3 protein-coding genes are annotated in these 1550 nt (G+C 37.5%); all 3 read right to left on the bottom strand.

Annotated elements, in window-relative coordinates; genetic code table 11:
• The coding region (locus VIP81_RS21635) for a hypothetical protein (RefSeq protein WP_331966185.1) at nucleotides 1-304 on the bottom strand (304 nt) is incomplete at its 3' end.
• Between the two features lie 106 nt (nucleotides 305-410).
• On the bottom strand, nucleotides 411-752 hold the full coding sequence (locus tag VIP81_RS21640; protein ID WP_331966189.1) for a S24 family peptidase: 342 nt from the start codon (nucleotides 750-752) through the stop codon (nucleotides 411-413).
• Nucleotides 753-856: 104 nt separating this feature from the next.
• The gene (locus VIP81_RS21645) at nucleotides 857-1279 is read right to left on the bottom strand and encodes a hypothetical protein (RefSeq protein WP_331966192.1); all 423 of its coding nucleotides are present in this window, start codon (nucleotides 1277-1279) and stop codon (nucleotides 857-859) included.
• Between the last annotated feature and the right edge of the window lie 271 nt (nucleotides 1280-1550).

Raw genomic sequence — 1550 nt, forward strand, 5'->3', positions numbered from 1 at the left:
TGAGATCGTCAATTAACACCTTTCCGCTTTCTGTCAGATATTCGCCATAACCATTGACATCTACCGCATCCTTATAAATAGCGATAATTGCCTTTTCACCATTTACTGACCCATATTCACCACGGGCTAATTTTTCAAATCTAGAAAGTAAACCATCCAGCACTATTTCGGTAAGTTCGAGTGTTGTGATCCCACCTTTTGGCAAGCTAATAACAATGCAAGTGCTGCCTGTTTTACGTTGGTGACGAATTAATGCCGCTTTTAAAATACGACGACGATAAGTACCAATGATTGGATTATTCATGCTTAGTATCCATATGCTTTTTTAAGATAAAGCCGAGCAATTAACTCGTAACCACATTCTGCATAAAGACAGGCAGCTCTATATGCGGATTTGTCTTTGATGAATGTCATACGAAGTGCCTCACAGCCAAAGAAGCGACAACTCTTCCGTGAATACAAATGTCTTTTTGCTCGTCTGCTTCAAGCGTGAAACTTTGGTAATGGTGATTGTCAGAAATAATCTTTAAGGCACCACCCATCATTGGCTCTATTCGCTTAATGAAAAGGCAGCTATGGCCGAAAACATCACCCGTAAAAACATAGATGCCGGGTGTGAGAACGAGTCCCCCACAATCAACGAAAGCCACCACCTCACAAGGTTCGATAGTTGGCTGCATAGAGTCACCTTCCATCCTGCAGCTCTTAACGCGGTTTCCAAAATCATTAATATTGTCAGAGCCAAATAACATCTGAGGTGTTTTAATTGGCTTGTTAAAAGAAAGTGAAGTTTGCATTTTAATATCCTCAAGGTGAGTTTTGCCCCACCAGTTAAGGTGTCATTTGATTTTTTTATTTAACTAAATGCTTTTTTTGTTTTGTCTGATATATAGGTTATCGATTTTTTAATGTATTCCATCGCTCCAGGGTATCTTAAAATCGCAGAGTTTTCTTTAATATTGATATTTTCAATATCACCAATTATTGAAACTAGATAAAACTTCTCGGAGATTTTTGCATATAGTTCGAAATGGAAATGCGGCATGTTTTCAACATTTGTATGCAAAGCGTATTCGATTTTCATGTTGAGCACGGAAAACATGTAAGGAAAACAGTTTGCAATTATATCCAGTAACTCACCCTGAATATCGGAACTGGAAGAGAATGTATGAATTTTAGAGGTGGTGGTTCCATCGTCTTTAACGATGGTATATTCATCCCCTTCATCGAGGAAGAGAGTTTGTAACCAATAACGTTGGGTTTTATCAATCGCTTTCATCTCACAGGCTCCGTTTATTGCCGATGAAATGAGAATACTTAAGTATTAATTAAAGGTCAATGGTATTAATACAAAAAGAATAATAGTTTTCTTATGTGTCTGTAATTCAAGATTATTTTAGTAATAAAAAAAGCCGACACAGTGGACGGCTTGTTACTTTATGATTGCTTATCAGAATATCGTTGATACCCAAAACAGTCTTCCTAAGACTTCGAGACTATCCATATCAACCTCTTCATCAGGGTATTCCTCAGAGTTGTAGCTTCTGATC

The sequence above is a fragment of the Chitinophaga sp. genome, from assembly GCF_036566945.1.
In the GTDB taxonomy this organism is placed as follows: Bacteria; Bacteroidota; Bacteroidia; order Chitinophagales; family Chitinophagaceae; genus Chitinophaga.